Raw genomic sequence first — 23,628 nt, forward strand, 5'->3', positions numbered from 1 at the left:
GGTGCAGTAACCTGAATAATCAGGAGAAAATAGCGAATAACAGACCTCTTTATCTGAGGTCTGTTCGTTTAAAGGCTATTATTCTCTAACTTTATGAGTCGGACTGCTAGCTTAATTTTTCTAAAGCCCATTTGATAGGGTACTGATAGGCATCATCGAGCATTGAGCTTAATGATTTGAGTGTCTCTTTCAGAGGGAGATTATCGCGGTGCACAAGATTGAGATGCCCAACCTTACGTGCAGGGCGCACTTCTTTTTCATACCAATGTAAATGAACTAATGGCAATGAAAGCCATTGAGGATTGACATCAGTACCAATCAAATTAACCATGACTGCCGGTTGGCAAACCTCAGGTTTTGGCATGGGTAAATCTAAAATTGCACGTAGATGTAATTCAAACTGGCTAATTGAGGCTCCATTTTGTGTCCAATGACCACTGTTATGAACTCGAGGAGCTAATTCGTTAATAAGTAATTTATTATCAACGATAAAGCACTCCATCGCCATTACACCAACATAATTGAGTTTATTAAGGATGGCAGTTAGCATTTTTTCTGCTGATTGTTGTAGTTCCGATGCAGGGGTTGGTAATGCAACACTCATGCGTAAGATGCCATCTTGATGAAGATTGTGTGTTAATGGATAAAAAACACAGTCACCATTGCTATTTCTCGCGCCCACTAGTGAAACTTCACCTGAAAAGGGAATACCTTGTTCAACAATACATTCACCATAAATTTCAGCAGGTAATTGCTGTTCTTCACCGGGATGAATGCGCCATTGACCACGGCCGTCATAACCACCAATACGGCGCTTTACAATAATAAAATCACCCAGTTGAGCGAAGATATCAGACCATTGTGTTGGTGACGTTAATGGTTGCCAAGGTGCTGTTGCTAAGTCCAATTCATCGAGAAGTTGTTTTTGAGGCAATCTATCAGCAAGTAATGGAAAAATATCACGGTTTACAAAGTTAGTATGACGTTCTAACTCTTTGGTGAGTGCAGTTTCAGGCCAGCGCTCAATTTCAGCTGTGATTATACTTTTTTGATAGGGAACAGCTTCAGGCTCTGCATCTAATCCTACTGGATAAACCGCAATTCCTAAAGGCTCACCAGCTTGTCTTAGCATTCGCCCTAATTGACCATTTCCAAGAACACAAACTGGCTTCATAGTGCCTCCCTTGGATCTGGGTTATTTAATACATCGTCAGTTTGTGCTGTGCGCCATGCTGTTAGTGCTTCAAAAATAGCAGGTGAGTGTAACGCTAAAATTTGAGCGGCTAATAAAGCAGCATTGGCGGCACCTGCTTTACCAATTGCTAATGTTCCTACGGGAATACCTTTTGGCATTTGCACAATAGAGTAAAGGCTATCAACACCGCTTAATGCTGCACTTTGAACAGGAACACCTAATACAGGAACGAGTGTTTTTGCTGCGAGCATACCCGGTAAATGGGCTGCACCACCCGCTCCTGCAATAATGACATCAAAGCCATTACTTTTTGCCTGTTCTGCAAAGCTAAACAGCTTATCAGGGGTACGGTGTGCAGAGACAATCTCAACATGATAAGGAAGTTGTAGTGCGTCTAGTACATCAGCGGCATGAGACATTGTTGCCCAGTCACTTTTAGAGCCCATTACAATGGCGATACGAGCGGAAGAGGTATTTAGACCAACTTGAGAAGACATTACTTAACTGCTCCTGTAAGCATAAACGGATATAGCCTAATAAACTGAGCATGATAGTATCACGCTAACACGTACAGGAAAACGTTTGCGTAAAGAAAAAACAGCCTTTTTATGAAGAAAATAAGCGAAACAACTTAAAAGGGGAAATGAATCAATTCTATTTTTTCAGCAGTCACTTTAAACATAGAACCTTCAGTATGCCAAGCACCTAATACACCACGATAATGTATTTTGTCATCAATGTTGACTGTATGAATTGCTGGGCGATGCGTATGACCGTGGATCATCCATTCTGTATTAAAATGTTTAAAAGTATCTATCACAGCCTGTGGATTCACATCCATAATGGCATCTGATTTGTACTGATTTTCGTGCTGGCTACGTGAGCGCATTTTGTCAGCGATACGCAGTCGAATAAATAGAGGCAGTAGTGAGAATAGGCGCTGAATAAATTTATTGTGTACTTTTTTACGATAGCGTTGATAAGCTTCATCGTCAGTACAAAGCGTATCACCATGTAAAATTAAGATACGGTGCTGTTCAATTTCGAGCACTTTTTCTTGTGGAAGTAAGGTGATACCACTCTCTTTTGCAAAACGAGAGCCAATTAAAAAATCACGATTTCCATGAATAAAATAGCAAGGCACTCCTGCTTTTTTTAGCGTCATCAGAGCTTGAGCAATTTGTTGATGTAAAGGATTGGGATCATCATCACCTATCCAAAAATCAAAAAAGTCACCTAAGATATAAAGTGCTTTTGCATGAATGGCTTGTTCTTTTAAAAAGCGAAGAAAACCGGCAGTGATTGCCGGTTCATGTTCACTTAGATGCAGGTCTGCAATAAAAAGCGTACACATAAAAAGTGAGGCTTATTCGCTAACCGTGACACTTTTAATGATGATATCTTCACGAGGAACATCTTGGTGGAAACCACTACGACCAGTGGAAACCGCTTTAATTTTATCAACAACGTCCATGCCTTCAACAACTTCAGCAAAGACACAATATCCCCAACCATTTGCGTTTTCAGCACGGAAGTTTAAGAAATCGTTGTCTGCAACGTTGATAAAGAATTGAGCAGTAGCAGAATGTGGATCGTTTGTACGAGCCATTGCTAATGTACCGCGGTTGTTTGCTAGGCCATTGTTTGCTTCGTTTCTTACAGGTGCTTTGGTCGCTTTTTGGTTCATACCCGGTTCAAAGCCACCACCTTGGATCATAAAACCATTGATGACACGGTGGAAAATAGTGTTATCGTAGAATCCTTCTTTACAGTAGTCTAAAAAATTTTCTACGGTTGCAGGTGCTTTGTCTGCAAATGTATTAATCACGATATCGCCGTAATTGGTATGAAAAGTAACCATATTCAGATCCTAATATAATTTTAGCTTTACCCAGATTTGGGCATAAACAACAGTCCCGTTTTTATATCACAGTTGCCTAATTTAGTCAGTATGCATCTTTTTCTCGCTCTACTTTTTCTTGCTAAATAAATCAGTAATAGAAGGAAAAAACACTTTTCGCCAAAATTTAGCCAAGTAATAGAAGTTTGATTGTTCGCTATCAACGATTGAACAGTGAAAATAAGCGCTAAGCAGAGTAAGATAAAAACCTTAATCTTGAGTTTGCTTTGCCTTCAAGATCCAATATCCTGATTAATATCATGTTATAGTAGTTGTTATTTTCTTTTATATAAAAACGTAATAAACACGTACAGTTGAAAACGGGAACGTCCACTGATGCTAAAGATTTTTAATACTCTCACTCGCCAAAAAGAAGAATTTAAACCTATCCATGCAGGAAAAATAGGTATGTACGTGTGTGGCATCACTATTTATGACTTATGCCATATTGGTCATGGACGTACCTTTGTGGCTTTTGATGCCATAACCCGTTATCTGCGTTACTTAGGATACGATGTTAACTATGTTCGTAACGTAACGGATGTAGATGATAAAATCATCAAACGTGCGATTGAAAATAATGAAACATGTGAGCAATTAACCACTCGTATGTTAGCTGAAATGCACAAAGACTTTGATGCATTAAATATTGCTCGCCCTGATTCAGAGCCACGTGCAACACACCATATTGCAGAAATTATTGAATTAACAGAAGCGCTAATTAAACGTGGACATGCTTACGTTGCTGACAATGGCGATGTCATGTTTGCTATTGATACTGATCCTGATTATGGCTTACTTTCTCGCCAAGATTTAGAGCAACTACAAGCCGGTGCTCGAGTTGAAGTGGCTAACGTAAAACGCAATCCAATGGATTTCGTCTTATGGAAAATGTCCAAACCGGGTGAGCCAAGCTGGGAATCTCCGTGGGGAGACGGTCGCCCTGGTTGGCATATCGAATGTTCTGCGATGAATGGTAAAGAGTTAGGACATCATTTTGATATTCATGGTGGCGGCTCAGACTTAATGTTCCCTCATCATGAAAATGAAATAGCGCAATCAACTTGTGCCCATGATGGTCCTTATGTTAATTACTGGATGCACTCTGGTATGGTGATGGTAGACAAAGAAAAAATGTCTAAATCACTTAATAACTTTTTTACTATTCGTGATGTATTGGCTTATTACGATGCTGAAACAGTGCGTTACTTCTTATTATCAGGCCATTATCGTAGCCAACTTAACTACACTGAAGAAAACTTAAAACAGGCTCGTACTGCATTAGAGCGCCTCTATACTTCATTACGTGGCACTGATGCAAATGCTCAACCAGTAGGTGGCGAAGCGTTTGAAGCGCAATTTATTGACGCTATGAACGATGATTTCAATACACCAGAAGCCTATTCAGTCTTGTTTGATTTAGCGCGTGAAGTTAATCGTCTAAAATCGGTTGATATGAATGCGGCGAATGGCTTAGCCGCAGTGTTACGTAAGCTTGCTAAAGTATTAGGTTTGTTAGAGCAAGAGCCTGAGCACTTCTTACAAAGTGGTGCTAAAGCGGATGATGCTGGTGAAGTTGAAAAAATTGAATCATTAATTCAACAGCGTAATGATGCTCGTAAAAATAAAGATTGGGCGGCAGCTGATGTTGCTCGTGACGCGTTAACAGCGATGGGGATTGTTTTAGAAGATAGTCCTCAAGGAACAGTTTGGCGTCGTAATAACTAATACGACAATTGAGTAATAACACTTAATGCGTGTTTAATATAAAAATATCGGATATTTAATATCCGATATTTTTTTGTTTGATGATTAACTTATTGACTAATAATACTTGTTTCTCTTTCGCTATCTTTTTGTTTATCTTCAAAATAAGCAATTACATTTTCAGAGAAAAAGAGTCGATGTGTTAAGATAACGATAATAGAAAAAACAACAAAGCTAACTTCAGACATATTTGTTAATGACATCGAAATACTAAGTATAAAAAAGAGCGAAATAGATAAACATACCCATGAAATTTTTAAAAAAGAGTAAGCATTTCTACTATTTCTAGCTAGTTTTATCCATACTGTAACTTGCATTATCATTGTTATAATTAGACACAGCATGATAAACAATCCCACTAGCATTGTTTGGCCTCCACCCATTGCCATTGCTAATAAATAAATCGGAGCCCCAGCAACTAATATAAATAAACTTACACCCAAAAATAATACTGAAATAACTTGTATCCATAAAAGTACTATGGGCCTTTCCATAACTTCTCCTAAAAACAGAAATAAGTTTTTATTGGCTTTAGAATATCTTTATTAAATTTTATTAAAGTGAAGTTTATCGAATAAATAGAAAAAATAAAGTTTGATTTAATAATAAATAAATATTAATCAATTAAAGAGATTCTATTTTGGATTTTTTATAACCTAGCGTTAATATATTTAATTGAAGCAGTGGTAATTCTACTTAATATTATTCAATTTACCACTGAGTGTTATTACTTATAATTTTAGAGGGGTTAATTCGACTTCAGCCATCATTTTTGCTAATTGTTCGCGATCATGAATACCAACATTGGTTTGGCTTACAGCAAGTGCAGAAACGGCAGTAGCAAGGCGTAAGGTGTGTTCACTGGTTTGTCGCATCATTAAACCATAAATTAAGCCACCAACCATTGAATCTCCAGCTCCGACTGTACTCACGACATCACATTTAGGTGGTTTTGCCATCCATGCGCCAGATGCATTAACCCACATCGCACCTTGTTCACCTAATGAAATCACAACGTGAGCAATACCTTGCTGACGTAATGTTTGTGCCGCTTGCACAACATCAGAAAGTTCAGGTAAGGGTCTACCTGCCCAAATTTCTAATTCATGATGATTAGGTTTAACAAGCCAAGGGGAGGCTTTTAATCCCGCGACAAAAGCATCTCGGCTACTATCGAAGATCAAACACATACATTCGCTACGCAAGCGAGTCATCCATGCAGTGAAATCATTGAGATCAACGCTAGGAGGAACACTACCACTGACACAAATCATATCAAATTGACCCGCCCAACTTAGCGTGTCGTTAACAAAGCGAGTCCAGTCTTGTTTTGTGATTTCAAAACCAGAAAAGTTGAAGTCAGTCACTTTGCCATTGGGTTCTGTGAGTTTGACATTAATACGAGTACGACCTTCAACCATTTGAAAACGATTAGCGATACCAGATTCACTAAATTCTTTTTGGAATCCATCTTGGTTTTCTTTGCCTAAAAAACCGCCAACAGTGACATCAACGCCAAGGCTTTTTAAAACCTTAGCCACATTGATGCCTTTGCCCGCAGCATGGAAGCCAGCCGTTTTAACACGATTAACTTCACCAAGTTCAATAGGATTACTTAAACCAACAAGATCATATGCAGGGTTAAGTGTGATGGTTGCTACTCTGTGTTTCATGCTAGTTCCTTACCTTAAATAAAAGAACAGGCATCGATTTTTGCTGTAATTTAGCAAAGACAGAGATACCTTGAGTGGGTAAGCCGAGCATAAAATCTCCTGTTAGATAAAGGGCAAAAAAACTTAAATATCACAAAATAACAACTAAAATAGTATCATTAAGCTGAATCGTTTCAAATTATAACCTGTAATTTAGTACAAACAATGTTCTTTTGCCTAATGAAAGTAGAAATAAATTAGATCTAAATCACATTTTAGTGCATTTAAACATGAATAAACGGATAAAAGTATCAATAAAAAGGTTTGTTGCTGAAGTTTTACAGTAATGGTTAAAAAGTGTTATCCATATATAAAATAATAACTTATAGCACTTCTTTTTATCTATTTTTTTATAAAATGTACAATCTGCTGAACTGCAAGAGGAGATTATAACCATAGATAAGCTTAAAAATGATGATCTAAATTTAAATATATTAAATCAAATTTTATAATTTTGTTTTTATTCAATTGGTTATGCTGATTTATTTTTTTTAATATGAATAAATAAGAAAAAAGAGGAAGAAAAAGCGCATTGAAGGTAAAAAAGGGTTAAAAAGAAAAAAAGCGAGGCTGAGATAGCGACGCTTTTTCAATATTAATTAATTTGCTGATTATTTGCTGACGCTAACGGAAAACTCACCAAAGGTGACAATTTTTCCAGCAACAATTTTACAGCGTTTACGGGTTTCAACTTCACCGTCAACACTCACCAAACCTTCAGCAATGACACTTTTAGCAGCAGCTCCGCTCTCAGTCCAACCTTGAAGTTTTAATAAATCACAAAGCTCGACATAGTCGTGCCCATCTAATTGAAATGTTTCCATCGATTAATTATTTCCTGTTTCAGGGTCGTGATATTCTTCGCATGCTTGCAAAGTATTTTGAATAAGTGTGGCGACTGTCATTGGACCTACACCACCAGGGACGGGAGAAATCCAGCCCGCACGTTGAGATGCTGCTTCAAAATCAACATCTCCGACAACTTTACCACTTTCAAGACGGTTTATACCGACATCAATCACGATTGCACCCGGTTTAATCCACTCACCAGGAATAAAGTTAGGTTTTCCTACCGCCACAACGACTAAATCCGCGTGCTCAACATGAAAACGTAGATCTTTAGTAAAACGGTGGGTAACTGTTGTTGTACAACCCGCAAGTAATAGCTCTAAGCTCATTGGGCGACCAACAATATTTGATGCACCAATAATAACGGCATTTAAGCCATTCATAGGAATATTACAACGCTCTAGTAGAGTGACAATACCGCGAGGTGTGCAAGGGCGTAATTTAGGCGCACGTTGGCATAGGCGGCCGATATTGTAAGGGTGAAAGCCATCGACATCTTTATCAGGATGAATGCGTTCTAAAACCTTAACATTATCAATTCCGGCAGGTAAGGGGAGCTGAACGAGGATACCATCAATGGTGTTGTCTTCGTTAAGCTGGTCGATCAGATTTAATAAATCAGCTTCACTGGTAGTATCTGGTAAATCATAAGAGCGAGAAATAAAGCCAACTTCTTCACAAGCGCGGCGTTTACTTCCAACATAAATCTGTGATGCTGGGTTATCACCCACTAAAATAACAGCTAAACCCGGCGCTCGTTTTCCTGCATTAATACGTTGTTTTACTTTTTCTGCAACTTCGCTTCTGATGGTCTGCGCAATCGATTTCCCATCTATAATTCTTGCTGACATCTATACATCCAAATTATTCAATTACGGTATTGGTCTATTTTGTCAGATCAAGAGCAATCTGTCAGTCGAATACTTGCCATATTTTGACCATATAGTTTGATATCGTTGAAAAAGCGTTGACTCTCAGAATGTTGAACGTATAATTCACACCCGTTATCAGCACTCTTGCTGACGTCTAAGTTCTTCTAGGCGCCCTTAGCTCAGTTGGATAGAGCAACGGCCTTCTAAGCCGTAGGTCACAGGTTCGAATCCTGTAGGGCGTACCATTTAAAATCAATGAGTTACAGGATTTTAAAAAGAAACCCGCAAGAGATGCGGGTCAAGTAACGGGTCAAGTTAGCATTACAGTTTTTCACTTCTAACCCACTCTTCATAGACATGTTCTGGCCAGCCTAAAAACGTACCACCTTTTGTTCTTTCTGGTTTGGGGAACTCATTTCGCCTTGCGTACATTCTCCATAACGTAGTTTTGCTTTTTCCTGTTAACTGGATCATTTCCTTCCACTTAATATATCGAGTTGTAGTTGTCACTTTTTGTCTCCCTTCCTATACCCGTTCTCCATAATGACCTGTGCAACAACTGTTGGTGGGTTATCCCAATGAGCATCAAAAATGATATTGTTTAAATAATATTTGCTAATGTCATCCAATGTCTTAGGCAAATTGTCATGAGGTAATTTTAAATAAATAGAATCACCCGTCATGCTCACCGTGATATCAATGATCTGCTCAATGGTAAAATTTGTTTTACGATAACCGGCTTTCCATACAGCATCTGTCATATCACCAGCATCACCACCTGCATTTTTGATGACACTAACGAGATTTAAATCTAAAGTTGTCATTAATCATCATCCTTAATTAAGTTGTAAACTTTATCGGTAATATCAAAAGCATTATCAGACACTGTTAGTACAAGTAATTTAGGATCTCCAAATGCGTCTTTTGTCATAGATGAAAAATTAAAAAGCACATTCTTGTTATTTTTTGTTTTTAGTATTCCTGTAATAACACGACCAAATAATAAATAAGGTAAAGCTAAGTACATGGCCTGTATTAAGGGTGCTTCACCTTTAATAAATTCCTGCTCAAAAAGACAATTAAATGATGGGTACTTATCTTTAATTAAAGTGAGCTTTGTTTTATAGGAGGGATAGAAATTTTCATCCTTCTCTTGTTTATAATGAATAGCGACATAAGAACCATCGTCATATGATTTAATATGTGTATATTCAGCATCTCTAGGAATTGCTTCATCAAATTGAATAACAATATCATCACTGAATTCAGAATTGTGTTTCATGCGCAATACTGCATGCCCATTAGATACTTCGATATATTCAGCGTTGATGTGGATGCAATTAGTAATAAGACGAACATCATCACTCATTTTTAATAATGTAAGTGCAGCTCTTAATTGGCTTGTCTCGATGTAAGGTAATTTAGTTGTCATTTTTTACCGTCCTTAGTGCATAGTTGGCATAGCTAGAAATCCGTTATTAGCTTCTAACTCGCGAATATAATCATCATGAAGAATACAAAGTCCTTCACGTCCTTTTTCTGATAGGCGAGGGCCATGCTCAAGAGAGATATCTAGAAAGCCGATATAGGCTTTTATGATGAAGTCAGGACAATAATCTTTATAGATACCCCCTAACTCTTCGATAAAAATGCTTTCAAAATGGCTTGCAAGACAAAGGCGCAAAGAAGCTGGGTAAATGGTTAAAGCGTTTTCTCCGTTACTGTAAATAGTGGCAAGATCAACACCGCCTTCTTCATTACGAATTTCAGTGGTGCCATTTTTTTCTTGCAGTTCGCGGATAAAGCAAGTTGCTACCACCCAGCGCCATACAGAAATTCGCTGTTCAGGTGTTAATGTTTCAGGTTCATCAGCTAACTTACCCATGACTGCAGCGGCTAAATATAAACCTTTCAATAACTCTTTATCGTATTTACCTGATTCAAGAGCTGTTACAGCTTCAGAGTAAGAAATTAAAGCACCATCATCAGAAATAACGCCATTACTAGTATCAGTAAAATAAGCCATCATTTATCCTCCCAGCCAATTGCCTGAAATAATCCCATTTTAGGATGATGCCAGCGAGTGCCACGTTTCTCGGCTTCATTCATCATTGTCTTGAATGCAGATATAAAATCAGCCTCATGAATAATGGCCATCGGTCTAGGCATACCTTCGGGCGTAAGAATAGTTATTGTATTTTTGCGAACATTGAACTGTTTGGTGAGTGTTTTGCATTTATCCACCGTCATGCCTGATTTAGTTCTAGCCAGAGAGTACCCGATCCAGCCAGTAGGGATGGTTCCTTGTTTTATTTGCTCAACGACTTCATTTACTTGTTCAACTTTTTGCTCTACATGAGATATTCGGCGTTCACTTTCTAAGTTAGCTAGTGCCATAGCAGCAATAATTTCTGCCTGTGATTTAGGTTTGACTCGTTCATCTTCAAGTTCTTTCCAGCGATCAACTAACCGAGCTGTAAATTCAGGTGATAATTGAGCAACTACAATAATGCTGTCACGCTTACCTTCTTCACCTGAAAATAAATAGTGTTTTGGTATTACTCCGTTAGCTGATTTAGCTCCATCCTCCAATGGAGGGTGGGAAATCACACCGCTATTAGTTAGTCTTTCAATGGTTCTTTTTACATTGTCTTCACGAGCGCCGACTAAATCAGCGATTTCTTTTGAGGTCATTGATAATTCTGTATTGATTAAATATTGCATAATTAAATGTCCTTATTTATTTTGTTTATATGTCGTCGAATAGATCTATTTAGTGGCATTTCTACGAAATCAATATTGGATTGAAATGTTGATACGTATTTAGATATGTTTGGATGAAAGAGATTGTCTTCTTGCTTCATTCTCAACCAACAGTCAAAATCTGTGCCTTTATGTCCTTGTTTAGTTTTACTTCCGCCTCTTCTACTTTTTATTTTCTTACTCATAACATGCCACCCGGTATTTTAATTTTGGCTTTATCTAAACAGCGCTTTGATGATTGATTACTTATTTTTTGTTGATAACTCATTGCACCTTTGGCAGGTGGATCTGCAATAATGAAAGCTTGGTTGTAATGTTCTAATGCGCGCCTATAAAATCCTTTGCTCTCTAATTGTTTGCCCTTGCTCATGAATTCAGAATACGTCATGATATTTATATTCCTCTCCATTTAAGTAAGGCGGCAAATACTCAACGATATAATCAATCATGAATTTACCTATTTCAGAAATAGAACCATTAGATTTATATAAACGTTCATAGGTGTTATAGATATCTTTATCACTCCACTTACAACGTTGACGGCAATCTTTTTCTTCATAGACATCACGGAAGAAGTTATTTAAGTTTTCAAAGTTAATTTCTGTAATAACAGTTTTATTATTTACCTTTGATTTAAATTTAGCTTTCTTTCCATTTTGTTTAATGTAAATAAGTACCGAGTTAATAAAACGCTTTCTTCTTATTTCAAGTAAGTTCACTTTATCCATGTTGCTTACTCCTGATTCAGAGCGCAGCAATCCCTAGCATGAACGCTATAATTAATTTTTATTTAGTAGATGATTTATTTATCGGTTAAAGCATTATTTAATTCGTAATATAATCTGTCAGCTTCTTTTTCCGCATCATCATATTTAGCGATAGCTTTGGCATATTCTTTTTGTAAGCGTTCAATATTACGCTCTTGCTTTAATCGTTCTTGGAGTTCAGTTAGTTTGGCTTCTTTGCGATCCATAAAGTGTTCAGTCGGCTCGCCACGCTTAAAAGCGATTGTGCCATTTTCAAGTTCGCATTGTTCACCTTCATAGTTAGTCTCAATGCCTTCTTTATGGAATTGACGTTCAGTCAGAATATTTGCCAGTTTATTTAGTGCAGAACGTTCACTTAAGTAAGCACGATTGGCACCTGCAATAATATAAACTGGGCGCATGGCAATAGTAATTTGGTTATCAGTTGCCTTCTCAATAGCTTCGTGTTGTTTACTCATTTTTTTATTCCTTTTATTTTTCGATTTGATATTTCATATTCAATTCCGCCAAGCCTGTCATTTAATATTGATATTAATAACGATATTTGGCTTATAAATAATCCCACATCACTAATATGATTTTTCCCATCCTGATAATTTTCATTGTTATCAGCCCAAAACATAAACTCACCAAATATGTTCATTCCCGTAATGAGTGAATCAATAGATAAGTCTAAGTTTGCTCTTAATTTTCCCAACTCGCCTTCTGTTAATTTACTTAAGTCAGGAAGAGTAATTAATTCATCAATATTCATTACGCCTCCGTGAAACTTACTTTTTCATAAACAGTTTTTAAATTTAATGTTGCTGACTGGATTAAATTTGTAATTTGAATATCGTAATTTTTAATATGACCGCTTTCTTCGGCTACTTTTAAATTAATTGCAGTTTCTAATGTATTTAAAATACATCCGACAGCCGTTTCAATTGTATCGTTATCACTGATTTTAATTTCACCGATAGCCCTTGGTGATTTGTCAGTATTAATGCTTAATACATTTTCTTTTGCTCTTTCTATATTAGCTACTGCAGATTCAATCGCATTAAACATATTATCGCTAGGCATTACATTGTCGTTGATAATGATGTTTGAAATAGAAGTCGCATAAATTAATTCATCACAGGCTGATTCTTTTAATTTAGTGTTATTCATCGCTATTATCTCTCTGTGCATTTTCTTCGATTAACCAAACTGAAATGTCACCTGATAATTCGTAAGCCAATCCGATTAAACTTTCTATTTCAGGTTGCCCCGATATACGTTCAGCATTGAGCTGGAATAAAAGGGCGTTTAGTTGGTCACTTTTTTTTGCAACAGCTTCTAAGTTGAGTTCGTGAGCCATAATTAAGCCTCGCAAGGAAATTGAGCAGAGAAGACAACGTTGCCACCTAATAACTCTTTAGCTTGTTCAGCACTGGTGGCCATAACTTCTTTTTTCTCTGGATGCTCCGATTTAGTCCAAAAACGAAACAAGAACATAGGTAACATTACGCCTGTATGTATGTCAGGTTTCGGTAAATCGGCTATTGCAGTAGAATGTAAAATAGTCATCTTATAACTCCTCTGCTTTTGAGGTGCAAAAATCTGTCATTTCGCCTTCGCCGTAACGTAACCAGCCAGCATTTATCCCTATCGCTTCTGCAATCTCACCTGCACGAGCAATGCCAGCTTCTTTTACTTTTCCTGTTACATACGAATTAATAGCTCCTTGTGATAATCCAATCTTCCAAGCTAAGTCATCCTGAGTCATTCCAGAGTAAGCAAGCGCTAGACGTAAACGTTCTGCAAATGAGTTGCAAGCAGTGAGAGATTCTATCGCTGGAGTCTTTGGTTGCTGGTAAGATTCAGGTTTATTTTCGATAATAGAGTTAATAGCCTTACTTTTCTCTATTGCCATTTCTATCAGTGATTGAATTTCACTTGATGAGCTTGATTCAAGCGCACAACATAGCAGAGTTTGTACCTGAGAATTTGTTCGTAACAATTTTGATTCATCAATAATCTGGATCATGACTCGCCCTCAATAATCACCCTTCGAAACCTAGGTTACAAAAATCCAAGTTTTGTGTCAACAAAGAAATGAAAGAAAAGTTTCGGTTGATTGAGTGCGGATAGGAGTGATGAATTTTGAACAATAAAAAACCCGCCGGAGCAGGTTGGATAGATTACAATGCTGTTTCTGATTGGTATAATTTTTCTAAAAAAGATTTATTTATTAAATACTCAATATTTTCATTTAGATATAAGAAAGAATATTTTATGTCTTCACTATTATTTATAATTAGAAGGTTATTTAGTGAGGAATGCACTGATAGTAGGTCTTTACACAATTGTTTACTTTTTTTTTCATTAAATTCTTTTCTTCCATCGATATATTTATAACTTCTAGATATATCAATGTCTGCTTTTATATTATTGTGAACGTAGTTACAGGCATCAGAGTACACTCTAGCTATTGAGCTAACCCCAGGCACTCCCTTATAAAGCTCTTTAAATTCGGTGAACATCTTAGTTACACCTATCTCATCATCATTATCCTTGTTCAAGAAAAATCTTATCGAGTTTTCAATACATGATCTGATATTGAAATAAAAGTATCTGTATTCATTGTTTTTTATTGTTGAAATACATCCTAAGAAGTCATACACCATACTCAATAAGTGCCTGTTTTTCATTAAAGATTTTTCATGCAGTATTTTTAGAAAAATTATTTTCTTTGAAGTGGATAACAGGCTATCCTTGACATACTGGCTAGGGATCGTATTTAAATCATCTTTAAATTTAGATACTGTTTTTAATATATTATGAGGGTCAGTAGATAGAAAATTATTCACCTCTAAATCCCTTAATCCACTTAGAAATGCTTTCTGTTGTCGTATTTTTGCCTTTTCTTTTCTTATTGCTCTTGGTTTTTATTTCTACACTAGTTTCATTTACTGGTTGTTGATCTAGTTTTTCATAAATAATATTAATAATAGCATTTTTAGCAGATGAATAATTTTCTTCTGAATATTTACTTATAATATCCTTGGAAACTCTAGAAAACATCAGAGTTCTAGAAGATATGACATAATTTTTAAATTCAACTTTGAAAACACGCTTAATAAAAGCATATAGTTCCATGTTAGATTTAAATAATTCTTTAGAAAAAACAACCAATGATAAAAAGCCAACCATAAACTCAACAGAATCAGAGTCCTTCAATTCCATCAATTTTTTTTTGGTTATTAATTTATTCTGACTCATTTTTATCTCCATTAAGTCTGCTTTCCAACTCTGAACATATCCGATCTATAATATCCTTAGATTGTGAATATGCTGATGCAAAATTTAGTTGTTGACCAACCTGCAGATTTCTAATCCTTGAAAAATGATTACTAAAAAAATAAAGGTCTCTGATTCCTTTCTCCGTCTCTATAGCAGTTTTAATTATTCTAGTTTTCTTAGTTAACTTCTTAGCAGTATCGGTATAAATTACACCTAGCGGCTCTATTGACAATCGTTGATCTCTAGATAATTTAGAAACTATTGATAACAGATTGCTACTACCTAAGACTGAGTACTGATCTATTCTCATTGGCATTATATAGTGTGTTGACGCCATAATAGATGCTTCAGTATACATAGAAATAGTTGGAGGACAATCAATCAAAATATAGTCATAAGTATTTCTTAAATCATTATCTTCAATAAAGTTTCTGATTCTAATCAACCTAATGTTATCCACAGTATTGTGTTCAAACATTATATTTATGTCACCAGGAATTATATCAAGATTAGGATACACACTGTAGATAATATCTTCTTTTTTTATAAGCTCATCCTCATCGTAAATAGATGAGTTTACTTCAAATATTCTCTTTATCGTTTTCTTTTGTTTTACCAAAGATAAATATTCATCAATTTTATCGAATTTCCCCATAAAAGATTGAGTTGCGTTAAACTGAGGGTCAATATCTATTATTAATACTTTTTTATTTTTATAGTTTGCTAAATATTCACCAATGCTAATGCATAGAGTGGTTTTTCCCACTCCACCCTTCATATTAATAAAGCTAATTACAGGCGCAGTCATGTGCAGGCTCCAAAGAAAGTGTCAGATTATATTACAGGTACTAAAAAATTTTACATTCCTGTTTTTTATACAGTAATTCTTATAATTAATGTGATATCTGTTACCACTCACTCTCGTACATTTTCTTGATAATTCCATGAATAGCGCTTTGAACCTTCCAGAATCAAGTTGCAGCAACTAGCTTAAGTTTTTAGGGCTTTCTTTATCAGACTTTATCAGAGCTAATAAGATTTAAATAAAACAAAGGGCATGTGTGCCCTGAGTTTTAAACAATAACAATCAAATACAGCAGTTTGTTTTGCAAGTTTAAGATATTATACGAAACGCATCATCATCTGAACCACAATACCGATAATTTTACAATTACCATTAATCGATATCATTGGCCATGCTGGGTTTAAACCCTTGAGAAAATGACTACTTCCATCTATTACTAGTTTTTTAAAAGTAGCTTCATTGGTATCAGTCAGTTTGGCAATCACTAAGCTTCCATTTATAGGTTCTCTACCTGTATCAACAAGCACAAGCGAGCCTTCAGGAATACTAATCCCAATAGGGGCAGTCATTGAATCGCCCTCCACCCGTAGCCAGAATGCAGAGCCATGTACTTTGACCTCTGATTCATACCATTCATCTATTTGATCTAGTGTATATGGCTCGCAAGCCTCATTCCAATTCCCTGCTTGAACCATGCTCAATACTGGATATTTTGGGGACGGTTTGTATGGCCTTGGGTTTGATACATTTCTATCAAATTGCTCAGTAACTTCCTGCTTTGGTTCTTTCCCATGAAGTAACCATTTTGGTGAACATTTCAGCGCTGCTGCAATCTTGAAAAGATTTGCTGATCTTGTATCTTGAGATTCACCGAGTTCAATTTTACTAATTGTTACTCTCGACACACCTGTTAATTTTGCAAGGTCATCTTGCGACATACCCAGCTCAGTTCGCCGCTCAAGCAATCTTTCTCCAAATGTACTCATTTTTTCGCCTCAAAAAGTTATTCCGAAACTAATATATCAAAAAGAATTGAAACTTAACTTTCTTTTTAATATGATTTAACGAAAGAAAACTTTCAAGGATAAATTATGAATTTATATGAAATCTTAAAAGGCATTCATAAAACGAATGCTGCGATAGGTAAAGCTTACCCGTTAAAAGGGAAGCCTCGTAGTAGCCAAGGTGTTGGTAAATGGAAGTGGCGTGGTGTTCCTGAAGATGTGGCAATTCTCTGTCATTACGATCCTGAAATTCCATACACACACGAGCGATTAAATCATGCACCAAATCAACATGCCGATGCCTGAACATTACTTTCCTGATGATGCTAAGTGGATTCAGGAACAACTCATGAAGTTAAGTCCAAGCATGAGGCAGAAGGCATTAATTAAATATTCGGAAGTTTATCAAGCGGAATGGGAACGTGAACAAGTTCCCTACCGTAAGGCTAACAAAGCTCGCCATGAAGCTAACGTCAGATTAAGAGAGTTCATAAAGCGTTATCAGAGAGCAATGCAAGGGTACACAGCAAAGCCGTTATTGATTTAACAGTGATTGGATTTAGGAGGTGTTGGAAGCTAAGACGTTTAGCCGTCTAGATTGTTTTCTGGGGAAGAGGGGAAAACTTTCTAGGGGGGAAAGGGGGGTGATCTTTGAAAGGGGTGTTAGGGAAGGCACAGCCAAGGGAGTGAGTAGATCTTAAATATAGATCTCTATAGGAGTTAAAAAGCCAACGGCCGTTTAGACGTCCAAAGAAACAAAATTAATCCCTTCCTTTGGCAGTGCTAATTATCAGATGAGGAAACCGATGTTAACAATCACACCAAATTTTGCACAGGAACGCGGATTGACGATGTTACGTCAGACATGGAAGCAAAATAGAACATTCATGATTTATAGCCCAACAGGAAGCGGAAAAACGGCATTAGCTGCGTTTATTACTGATGGACATGTTCAGCGTGGAATGAGAGTGATGTTTCTTGTTCCTTACACCATTTTAATTGATCAGACGGTTAGTCGTTTTATTGAGTATGGATTGCCAGCAGAAGAAATTAGCTATGTATGGCGCGATCATCCCAATTATGATCCGACTCGTTTAATTCAAATCGCATCAGCAGATACCGTGATTCGTAGAGACTTTCCAGACAATATCGATTTACTCATTATCGATGAGGCGCATTTACGCCGTAAAAAAATATTAGAAGTGATCAGTAAGTGTGAATTTAAGGTAATTGGTTTGTCTGGTACGCCTTTTGCCCCATTCCTTGGTCATTACTACGAAACATTAATCAAACCCACCACCATGAAAGAGTTAATCAAACGTGGTGATTTAAGTTCATACGAGTTCTATGCACCAACTAAACCAGATCTATCAAAAGTAAAATCGTCCAGCAACGCAGAGTTCGGCAGTGATTACAAAGAAGCTGAAATTGCTGAAATCATGAGTGGTGCGGACTTGGTGGGGGATATTGTTGATAACTGGTTGGTGAATGGTCGAAATCTACCTACGATTTGCTTTTGCGTCACAGTCAGTCATGCCAATTTTGTCACCGTCGAGTTTAATCGTGCAGGTGTCAATGCTGAGGTGATCACCGCAGATACGCCACATGATGAGCGTCAGATCATTATTCATCGGTTTGAGCAAGGCGCGACCAAGGTGCTTGTGAGCGTGGGAACATTGATTGCCGGCTTTGATAGTGATGTCCGTTGCATTATTTACGCCCGTCCAACTAAATCAGAGATTCGTTGGTGTCAGGCTATTGGAAGAGGATTACGTACCGCACCAGGAAAAGAGACTTGCCTTATTTTTGATCACTCCGGCTCAGTTCACCGCTTAGGTTATCCCGATGATATTGAATATGACGAACTGCCTACCAAAAACGACGGTATGAGTGAATCTTCGTCTAGCAGAGAGCAAGAAAAACGAGAGAAGAAACCGAAAGAATGTTCCTCTTGCCATTACATGAAACCTGCAGGTGTTTATGTTTGCCCTAAATGTGGGTTTAAACCTTTAGTGGGTGAAGATATCGATGTTGATACCAGCCGAAACATAAAAAAACTGAATAAAAAAGAGCGCACTTACACCAGAGAAGATAAGCAAAGCTGGTGGTCTCAATTGAAATACTACCAGAATCAACGTGCGACACAGGGCAAGCCCATCAGTGATGGTTGGGTATCCAATACCTTCAAAGATAAATTTGGTGTATGGCCACAAGGTTTTCACAACACGCCACAAGAAATCACACCTGAAGTGAGCAACTTCATTAAATATAAACAAATTGCCTTTGCTAAATCTCGCAAGAAGGCGCAAGTCAATATTCAAAATTTACGCACTCAAATTAGCCACCAGCCACAGCAAGGAGGTTTACTGTGAATACCATTGATGCGGTAAAAGGACTATGGGCAAAAATATTTGCACATTATGGGTTGCCTCCTATAACAGGGCGTAAGCACTTTAAAGGGAAATGCCCTATCTGCGGACAAAAAGGAAAGTTTCGTATTGATGATAAAGACGGGCGAGGAACCTATATCTGTACGTGTGGTTCGGGTAACGGTTTTCAATTGTTAGAAAGAACACAAGGCAAAGACTTTAAAACATTAGCAGATGAAATTGATGTGTTGATTGGTAATCAGCGAGAAAAAGAAGCTATTTTGCCAACTAAAATAAATAAGAATAATTTATTCCAACGCATCACTGGCTGTTATTCCAAACTACCCATACTTAAAAATACACCAGCCATGCAGTATTTGCAGAATCGAGGTGTTTTTGAGTTACCACTTGATAACGTCCGTTATTGTGATCATCAACCTGTTCGTAATAGTTCTGACAAATTTCAAGCTATCTGGTCACTAGCTACTGATGCTAAAGGGCAACTCTGTTATTTACATAGAACGTATTTACAAGGGGATAAAAAAGCACCTCTTGATATTGTGAAGAAAATGACTGCTGTGCAGGATGACAATTATTTAGAGTATGCAGAATCTGTCGCGATAAGAATGTTTCCTGTCGATACTACACTTGGCATTGCTGAAGGTATAGAGACCGCACTTTCTTGTAAGCAACTCTATGGTGTAAATACTTGGTCGGTCATCAATACTAACTTCATGAAAAAATTCAAAGCACCGAAGGGTGTTACTCATCTTGTTATCTTTACAGATATGGATTGGAACGCAGCGGGTCATGCAGCTGCTATGGAGTGCGCGCATAAAAACCTACTTTCCAATAATGATGTAGAGACAGTAAGAGTGAGATGGCCCGATAGAGGTGACTTTAACGATATGCTTACTGATGCCTGCGAAGTAAGAGAGTTAGTATTTTCAAGACAACATAAGGAAGTGGCATAATGCGTGATATACAACAGGTATTAGAAAGATGGGGTGCATGGTCGGCAGATAATACAGAGTCGGTCCAATGGTATTCGGTTGCTGCGGGGTTTAGTGGATTAATACCAAGTAAAGTTAAGGCTCGCCCCCAATGTTGTGAAGACGATGCAATAATTATTTCTAGTTGTATGGCGCAATTGAATAAAAAGAATAGTGATATGCATGACCTATTGCTTGATTACTATTTATTCGGAATGACATTTATGCAACTTGCTAACAAGCACAATTGTTCTGATGGGCATATAGGTAAAAAATTACAAAAGGCAGAGGGGATAATAGAAGGTATGTTAATGATGCTAGATGTTCCATTAGAGATGGATCGATACGTGGAAAAAATCATATAAAACTTTACGTACGTAAATATGATGATATTGTGATAAGACTGACATCAAGGTCAACCAGCTTATGAACCTCATCTACAGTGAGGTTTTGTGTTTTTATTAGTTATCCTCTTTATCTGTGCTTTTAATTTTTAAAGATAAAATAGCTTCATATTAAATATGAAATAGTTTCAATATCCATTTTTTTTATTAATGTTATGTTTGATAATAAAATTCTTAATAAGAAAATATAGGATATATTGAATGAGCATTAACATCCCTCCATTTAAAGCTGATGTCGTTGGTAGTTACCTTCGACCTGAATATCTACATAAAGCGCGTAGCGATTATGCTAATGGCACTATTTCTAGCCATGAATTAAAAAAAATAGAAGATAAAGCAATCATTGAGTTAGTAGAAAAGCAGAAAAAAGCCGGATTACATGTTATTACCGATGGTGAATTTCGTCGTAGCTGGTGGCATTTAGACTTTATGTGGGGATTAAACGGCGTTGAAAAAGCCTATTTATCTAAAGGATATTCATTCGATGGCATTGAAACTCGCCCAGAGACGGCTCGATTAACAGGGAAAATCTCTGGAAATAGCCACCCTTTTATTGAACATTTTTCATTTTTGTTGAAATTTGCTGAGGATAATATTGTTCCTCGTTTAACGATCCCTGCACCCGCTCAATTTTTCAAAGAGCTTTATCGACCAGAAAATTTAGATAGCACTAATGCAACTTATCCTTCAAAAGATGAGTTAATTAACGATATTGTTATTGCTTATCAAGAGTTTATAAAAGAGTTATATCTTATAGGATGTCGCAATTTGCAATTAGATGATTGTACTTGGGGCATGATGGTTGATTCTCGATATCACAATTCAGGTATTGCTGAGAGCGAAAGTGTAAATAGTTGCTCATGCCATTCAGATCATACTGTAATAAGCAATGATATAAACTCATTAGCGGAAACGCTTGTTTATTTGAATAATGAAGCTATTAAAAACGCACCATCAGATTTAGTGTTAACAACACATGTTTGCCGAGGTAATTATCGTTCTACATGGGCGGCTAGTGGTGGCTACGGACCGATTGCTGAGATCCTTTTTGGAAGAGAAAATGTATCAGCATATTATTTAGAGTTTGATACAGATAGAGCTGGTGATTTCTCTCCATTATCTTATGTTTCAGGTAACAAAAAAGTTGTTCTGGGATTAATTTCTTCCAAAATTGGCGAGTTAGAGGATAAACAAAAAGTAATAGAACGAATCTATGAAGCTAGTAAGTTCATACCATTAGATCGACTATGTTTAAGTACTCAATGTGGATTTGCATCAACTGAAGAAGGGAATGCATTAACTGAAGAGCAACAATGGGATAAAATCGCATTAGTAAAAGAGATTGCTCAAGAGGTCTGGAAAGATTAATCTCACAGACTGAAAACGTTATTACTCATAAGACTCTATATATCGTGAGATTATTGATAGTTTCTCAAAACCTCGTCTGGGCGGGGTTTTTTGTTATCTGGAGTTTATATGTTTGATGAATTCGACGGCTTCGATGAGCATCCTGACTTTTAATTCCCCCGAATTCGAGGGAATAGCAACCTGTAAGTAATCCTTACAAGTTCACATGTTCGGTTATTCCAAACAACTCATTTTGAAGATCGCTTAGGCGGTCTTTTTTCGTATATACGTCAAGCTAACTTAACGCATAGTGATCCAACTTAGCGCATTAGCTTCACGCATAACAAATATGCCGACCACAGAACAATTACCCCCGTTATCACGTTCACATAAGACTGTGAGTCGGCGCTCTATTAACTAATTCCTCCAAATAAGGGGGTGAGCATGAATCATATGAAAGAAACCCCTGAATTTTGGGATCAAGTATTCCAAGTTATCGCCGCTCATAAAGAGCAAGGTATTAGCGCATCACTAGCAACTGGTATGGCAATTCTGCGTGGTAAGTACAATGGCAGTGGTTGGAGGAAAACGTTATTTGATGGTGCCATGTGTGCGTTATTTGCATGGTTTGTAAAAGACCTATTAACGCTACTTGGCCTTAATCATGAATTGGCATATCTGGCTAGTGTATTCATTGGGTATGTCGGTGTAGATGGATTAAGCAAACTCATTAAGGGTAAGGCAGGGCTGAAAAATGACTAGACCAGCACGCGGTGAACGCAATAACAACCCAGGCAACATTCGACACGGTTCAAAATGGCAAGGACTATCCGCACAGCAAACAGATCCGAGCTTCTGCCAATTCGTATCACCTGAATACGGTATTCGGGCTATCTATAAACTACTGCAAACATACCAAAAGAAATACGAACTAAACACTGTCGAGTTGATTATCGATCGGTATGCGCCATCAAATGAAAACAATACGGTTGGTTATATCAATCGTGCAGCTAAAGATATCGGCGTTAGCGTAAACGAACCTATTAACGTTGCATCCAAACCAGTTGCTATTGCATTGGCTACGGCGATTGTAGGTGTTGAGCTTGGGTATCAGCCATACAGTCAGAAAGTATTTGAAGATGCTTGGTTGTTGTTATGAGTAAATTAACATCGTGGGTTCCAATAGTTTTATTTAGCATCATGCTAGCTTCTTTATACCTTGTTACTAAATCAGTAATAGAGCTAAAGAAAGAAAACCAATCACTCACTGAGCAACTCTCACAACAAGTCAAAATCAACAAAGACTATCAAGCCCGTATCACTCGATTAGATCAACTCGATATTCGTCACTCACAGGAGTTAGCCAGTGCAAAGAATGAAATTGACACTCTTCGTGATGATATTCGCAATAGCTCTAAGCGGGTGTACATCAAAGCCGAGTGTCCAACAGTCACCAAGAATTCCACCGAAAGCGGAAGCAATGAAAACACCGCACGACTTAACAAAGCAGTTGAACAAGATTATCTACGTCTCAGAGAAATGATAGTCGAGAACGAACAGCAAACTTTGTATTTGCAGAATTATATTAGGACGGAGTGTGTGAACTAAAAAAAAG

At 37.1% G+C, this 23,628-nt stretch carries 36 protein-coding genes and 1 tRNA gene; 11 read left to right on the plus strand and 26 right to left on the minus strand.

Annotated elements, in window-relative coordinates:
* Positions 1-106: 106 nt before the first annotated feature.
* From purK to ppiB, 4 genes are all read right to left on the minus strand, one after another.
* Positions 107-1,174: a 5-(carboxyamino)imidazole ribonucleotide synthase gene (purK, locus tag ABN212_RS15485; protein WP_198620841.1), complete on the minus strand. Its 1,068-nt coding sequence runs from the start codon at positions 1,172-1,174 to the stop codon at positions 107-109.
* A complete protein-coding gene (gene purE / locus ABN212_RS15490; RefSeq protein ID WP_196533995.1) occupies positions 1,171-1,692 on the minus strand; it encodes a 5-(carboxyamino)imidazole ribonucleotide mutase in 522 nt (173 codons plus the stop codon). The genes purK and purE overlap by 4 nt, the downstream gene beginning before the upstream one ends.
* A 134-nt stretch (positions 1,693-1,826) precedes the next feature.
* On the minus strand, positions 1,827-2,549 hold the full coding sequence (locus ABN212_RS15495) for a UDP-2,3-diacylglucosamine diphosphatase (protein WP_100160151.1): 723 nt from the start codon (positions 2,547-2,549) through the stop codon (positions 1,827-1,829).
* Between the two features lie 12 nt (positions 2,550-2,561).
* Positions 2,562-3,056 carry a peptidylprolyl isomerase B gene (ppiB, locus tag ABN212_RS15500; RefSeq protein WP_036934689.1) on the minus strand — a complete coding sequence of 165 codons (495 nt, stop codon included), beginning with the start codon at positions 3,054-3,056 and terminating at the stop codon, positions 2,562-2,564.
* 375 nt (positions 3,057-3,431) lie between these two features.
* Between ppiB and cysS the strand changes: the two genes are divergently transcribed.
* Positions 3,432-4,823 (plus strand): cysteine--tRNA ligase, encoded by a 1,392-nt coding sequence (gene cysS / locus ABN212_RS15505; protein WP_198620840.1) that lies wholly within the window; start codon positions 3,432-3,434, stop codon positions 4,821-4,823.
* Between the two features lie 89 nt (positions 4,824-4,912).
* On the opposite strand, the gene ABN212_RS15510 is transcribed toward cysS, so the two are convergent.
* From ABN212_RS15510 to folD, 4 genes are all read right to left on the minus strand, one after another.
* Positions 4,913-5,356: a hypothetical protein gene (locus tag ABN212_RS15510; RefSeq protein ID WP_109371321.1), complete on the minus strand. Its 444-nt coding sequence runs from the start codon at positions 5,354-5,356 to the stop codon at positions 4,913-4,915.
* A gap of 237 nt (positions 5,357-5,593) precedes the next feature.
* Positions 5,594-6,535 (minus strand): 1-phosphofructokinase, encoded by a 942-nt coding sequence (fruK, locus tag ABN212_RS15515; protein ID WP_196533997.1) that lies wholly within the window; start codon positions 6,533-6,535, stop codon positions 5,594-5,596.
* Between the two features lie 650 nt (positions 6,536-7,185).
* Positions 7,186-7,398 carry a ribosome-associated protein YbcJ gene (gene ybcJ, locus ABN212_RS15520; protein WP_109371317.1) on the minus strand — a complete coding sequence of 71 codons (213 nt, stop codon included), beginning with the start codon at positions 7,396-7,398 and terminating at the stop codon, positions 7,186-7,188.
* A 3-nt stretch (positions 7,399-7,401) separates the two neighbouring features.
* Positions 7,402-8,274 (minus strand): bifunctional methylenetetrahydrofolate dehydrogenase/methenyltetrahydrofolate cyclohydrolase FolD, encoded by an 873-nt coding sequence (gene folD, locus ABN212_RS15525; protein WP_099074709.1) that lies wholly within the window; start codon positions 8,272-8,274, stop codon positions 7,402-7,404.
* Between the two features lie 189 nt (positions 8,275-8,463).
* Here folD and ABN212_RS15530 point away from each other — a divergent pair.
* Positions 8,464-8,540 (plus strand) — tRNA-Arg (locus ABN212_RS15530).
* Between the two features lie 76 nt (positions 8,541-8,616).
* Here the strand turns inward: ABN212_RS15530 and ABN212_RS15535 are convergent.
* From ABN212_RS15535 to ABN212_RS15620, 18 genes are all read right to left on the minus strand, one after another.
* The gene (locus ABN212_RS15535) at positions 8,617-8,769 is read right to left on the minus strand and encodes a helix-turn-helix transcriptional regulator (protein WP_161769691.1); all 153 of its coding nucleotides are present in this window, start codon (positions 8,767-8,769) and stop codon (positions 8,617-8,619) included.
* Between the two features lie 32 nt (positions 8,770-8,801).
* A complete protein-coding gene (locus tag ABN212_RS15540; RefSeq protein ID WP_161769677.1) occupies positions 8,802-9,119 on the minus strand; it encodes a hypothetical protein in 318 nt (105 codons plus the stop codon).
* On the minus strand, positions 9,119-9,727 hold the full coding sequence (locus ABN212_RS15545; protein WP_161769678.1) for a hypothetical protein: 609 nt from the start codon (positions 9,725-9,727) through the stop codon (positions 9,119-9,121). Before ABN212_RS15545 ends, ABN212_RS15540 begins: the two co-directional genes overlap by 1 nt.
* A gap of 12 nt (positions 9,728-9,739) precedes the next feature.
* Complete coding sequence (locus ABN212_RS15550; RefSeq protein WP_237612588.1) at positions 9,740-10,324, minus strand: hypothetical protein; 585 nt, start codon at positions 10,322-10,324, stop codon at positions 9,740-9,742.
* Entirely contained in the window at positions 10,321-11,019 is a 699-nt protein-coding gene (locus ABN212_RS15555) for a Rha family transcriptional regulator (RefSeq protein ID WP_250916818.1), read from the minus strand. The genes ABN212_RS15550 and ABN212_RS15555 overlap by 4 nt, the downstream gene beginning before the upstream one ends.
* Before the next feature lie 2 nt (positions 11,020-11,021).
* On the minus strand, positions 11,022-11,243 hold the full coding sequence (locus tag ABN212_RS15560; protein ID WP_261260686.1) for a hypothetical protein: 222 nt from the start codon (positions 11,241-11,243) through the stop codon (positions 11,022-11,024).
* On the minus strand, positions 11,240-11,446 hold the full coding sequence (locus ABN212_RS15565; protein ID WP_144063639.1) for a hypothetical protein: 207 nt from the start codon (positions 11,444-11,446) through the stop codon (positions 11,240-11,242). The genes ABN212_RS15560 and ABN212_RS15565 overlap by 4 nt, the downstream gene beginning before the upstream one ends.
* Positions 11,433-11,786: a hypothetical protein gene (locus ABN212_RS15570; protein ID WP_261260687.1), complete on the minus strand. Its 354-nt coding sequence runs from the start codon at positions 11,784-11,786 to the stop codon at positions 11,433-11,435. Before ABN212_RS15570 ends, ABN212_RS15565 begins: the two co-directional genes overlap by 14 nt.
* A 74-nt stretch (positions 11,787-11,860) precedes the next feature.
* On the minus strand, positions 11,861-12,283 hold the full coding sequence (locus ABN212_RS15575) for a hypothetical protein (RefSeq protein WP_261260688.1): 423 nt from the start codon (positions 12,281-12,283) through the stop codon (positions 11,861-11,863).
* The gene (locus tag ABN212_RS15580; RefSeq protein WP_349443392.1) at positions 12,280-12,579 is read right to left on the minus strand and encodes a hypothetical protein; all 300 of its coding nucleotides are present in this window, start codon (positions 12,577-12,579) and stop codon (positions 12,280-12,282) included. Before ABN212_RS15580 ends, ABN212_RS15575 begins: the two co-directional genes overlap by 4 nt.
* Positions 12,579-12,977: a hypothetical protein gene (locus ABN212_RS15585; protein ID WP_349443393.1), complete on the minus strand. Its 399-nt coding sequence runs from the start codon at positions 12,975-12,977 to the stop codon at positions 12,579-12,581. Before ABN212_RS15585 ends, ABN212_RS15580 begins: the two co-directional genes overlap by 1 nt.
* Positions 12,970-13,167, minus strand: a complete 198-nt coding sequence (locus tag ABN212_RS15590; RefSeq protein WP_261260691.1) for a hypothetical protein — start codon at positions 13,165-13,167, stop codon at positions 12,970-12,972. The genes ABN212_RS15585 and ABN212_RS15590 overlap by 8 nt, the downstream gene beginning before the upstream one ends.
* Before the next feature lie 2 nt (positions 13,168-13,169).
* Positions 13,170-13,376, minus strand: a complete 207-nt coding sequence (locus ABN212_RS15595) for a hypothetical protein (protein WP_261260692.1) — start codon at positions 13,374-13,376, stop codon at positions 13,170-13,172.
* A gap of 1 nt (position 13,377) precedes the next feature.
* Entirely contained in the window at positions 13,378-13,836 is a 459-nt protein-coding gene (locus tag ABN212_RS15600; RefSeq protein WP_261260693.1) for a helix-turn-helix domain-containing protein, read from the minus strand.
* A gap of 154 nt (positions 13,837-13,990) precedes the next feature.
* Positions 13,991-14,659 carry a hypothetical protein gene (locus ABN212_RS15605; protein WP_261260694.1) on the minus strand — a complete coding sequence of 223 codons (669 nt, stop codon included), beginning with the start codon at positions 14,657-14,659 and terminating at the stop codon, positions 13,991-13,993.
* Positions 14,652-15,071 carry a hypothetical protein gene (locus ABN212_RS15610; protein ID WP_261260695.1) on the minus strand — a complete coding sequence of 140 codons (420 nt, stop codon included), beginning with the start codon at positions 15,069-15,071 and terminating at the stop codon, positions 14,652-14,654. Before ABN212_RS15610 ends, ABN212_RS15605 begins: the two co-directional genes overlap by 8 nt.
* The gene (locus ABN212_RS15615; protein ID WP_261260696.1) at positions 15,058-15,900 is read right to left on the minus strand and encodes a ParA family protein; all 843 of its coding nucleotides are present in this window, start codon (positions 15,898-15,900) and stop codon (positions 15,058-15,060) included. Before ABN212_RS15615 ends, ABN212_RS15610 begins: the two co-directional genes overlap by 14 nt.
* Before the next feature lie 314 nt (positions 15,901-16,214).
* Positions 16,215-16,883: a LexA family protein gene (locus ABN212_RS15620; protein ID WP_261260697.1), complete on the minus strand. Its 669-nt coding sequence runs from the start codon at positions 16,881-16,883 to the stop codon at positions 16,215-16,217.
* Between the two features lie 105 nt (positions 16,884-16,988).
* Between ABN212_RS15620 and ABN212_RS15625 the strand changes: the two genes are divergently transcribed.
* The 9 genes from ABN212_RS15625 (at position 16,989) to ABN212_RS15665 (ending at position 23,621) form a co-directional block, all read left to right on the plus strand.
* Entirely contained in the window at positions 16,989-17,207 is a 219-nt protein-coding gene (locus tag ABN212_RS15625) for a hypothetical protein (protein ID WP_196540068.1), read from the plus strand.
* 43 nt (positions 17,208-17,250) lie between these two features.
* Positions 17,251-17,448, plus strand: a complete 198-nt coding sequence (locus ABN212_RS15630; protein WP_261260698.1) for a hypothetical protein — start codon at positions 17,251-17,253, stop codon at positions 17,446-17,448.
* Between the two features lie 259 nt (positions 17,449-17,707).
* Positions 17,708-19,273, plus strand: a complete 1,566-nt coding sequence (locus ABN212_RS15635; protein ID WP_349443394.1) for a DEAD/DEAH box helicase family protein — start codon at positions 17,708-17,710, stop codon at positions 19,271-19,273.
* Complete coding sequence (locus ABN212_RS15640) at positions 19,270-20,244, plus strand: DUF7146 domain-containing protein (RefSeq protein ID WP_349443395.1); 975 nt, start codon at positions 19,270-19,272, stop codon at positions 20,242-20,244. Before ABN212_RS15635 ends, ABN212_RS15640 begins: the two co-directional genes overlap by 4 nt.
* A complete protein-coding gene (locus ABN212_RS15645; RefSeq protein ID WP_071425844.1) occupies positions 20,244-20,627 on the plus strand; it encodes an antiterminator Q family protein in 384 nt (127 codons plus the stop codon). The genes ABN212_RS15640 and ABN212_RS15645 overlap by 1 nt, the downstream gene beginning before the upstream one ends.
* 240 nt (positions 20,628-20,867) lie before the next feature.
* Entirely contained in the window at positions 20,868-22,034 is a 1,167-nt protein-coding gene (locus tag ABN212_RS15650; RefSeq protein WP_156733934.1) for a 5-methyltetrahydropteroyltriglutamate--homocysteine S-methyltransferase, read from the plus strand.
* A 423-nt stretch (positions 22,035-22,457) separates the two neighbouring features.
* The gene (locus ABN212_RS15655) at positions 22,458-22,775 is read left to right on the plus strand and encodes a phage holin, lambda family (RefSeq protein WP_349443396.1); all 318 of its coding nucleotides are present in this window, start codon (positions 22,458-22,460) and stop codon (positions 22,773-22,775) included.
* Positions 22,768-23,172, plus strand: a complete 405-nt coding sequence (locus ABN212_RS15660) for a structural protein (RefSeq protein ID WP_349443397.1) — start codon at positions 22,768-22,770, stop codon at positions 23,170-23,172. The genes ABN212_RS15655 and ABN212_RS15660 overlap by 8 nt, the downstream gene beginning before the upstream one ends.
* A gap of 41 nt (positions 23,173-23,213) precedes the next feature.
* Positions 23,214-23,621 (plus strand): lysis protein, encoded by a 408-nt coding sequence (locus ABN212_RS15665; protein ID WP_349443398.1) that lies wholly within the window; start codon positions 23,214-23,216, stop codon positions 23,619-23,621.
* Positions 23,622-23,628: the final 7 nt, after the last annotated feature.

This window comes from Proteus genomosp. 6 (genome assembly GCF_040139785.1).
Lineage (GTDB): Bacteria > Pseudomonadota > Gammaproteobacteria > Enterobacterales > Enterobacteriaceae > Proteus.